Raw genomic sequence first — 499 nt, 5'->3', positions numbered from 1 at the left:
TCTCTTTCAATCATTAAATCATAAGGATTAATTTCTTCTAGATCATTTATATTTGGAAAATTGTCTACTGGTTCCAATTCATTAATGTTAGGTAGTTTAGGCATTATAGTTCACCAATGATTTTTCCGTCTTTAACTCTATACATCTTTCCAGTTTTAGGATGTCTCATAACAGATTCACCACTATTAGATGATTGTCTAGGAGCCGAAAATTGAATATCATATTCATAAGCTGGTCGAGCTTCTGATTTCATGTTATTTTCCATTATTCCACGTAATTGAGCTTTTTGCTTTAAAATCTCTGGACTGTCACCAGCTTGAGGAAAATATGTTTTAGCGTTTTTAGAAAATTCTTCATCCGAAATAGCCGATCCAGATTCCTTTCTCAAATTTGCTTGAATCCAATCGGATTGAGCCGTTTCGTAAGATTTTCGATCATCAGACTTCCATCTTTCTGGAGTCATTCCGAATGAACTCATTTGTCCAGGATTATAACCATC

The 499-nt window shown here is 34.1% G+C and carries 1 protein-coding gene; it reads right to left on the bottom strand.

Translation table 11 applies throughout. The features are described 5' to 3' along the window. Positions 1-103: 103 nt before the first annotated feature. On the bottom strand, positions 104-499 hold a 396-nt coding region (locus EHR07_RS19045), incomplete at its 5' end, for a hypothetical protein (RefSeq protein WP_208739671.1).

It is taken from the genome of Leptospira bandrabouensis (genome assembly GCF_004770905.1).
GTDB lineage: Bacteria > Spirochaetota > Leptospiria > Leptospirales > Leptospiraceae > Leptospira_A > Leptospira_A bandrabouensis.
Note: the sequence above shows the minus strand (reverse complement) of the source record. Positions and strands in the feature narration are given on the sequence as shown.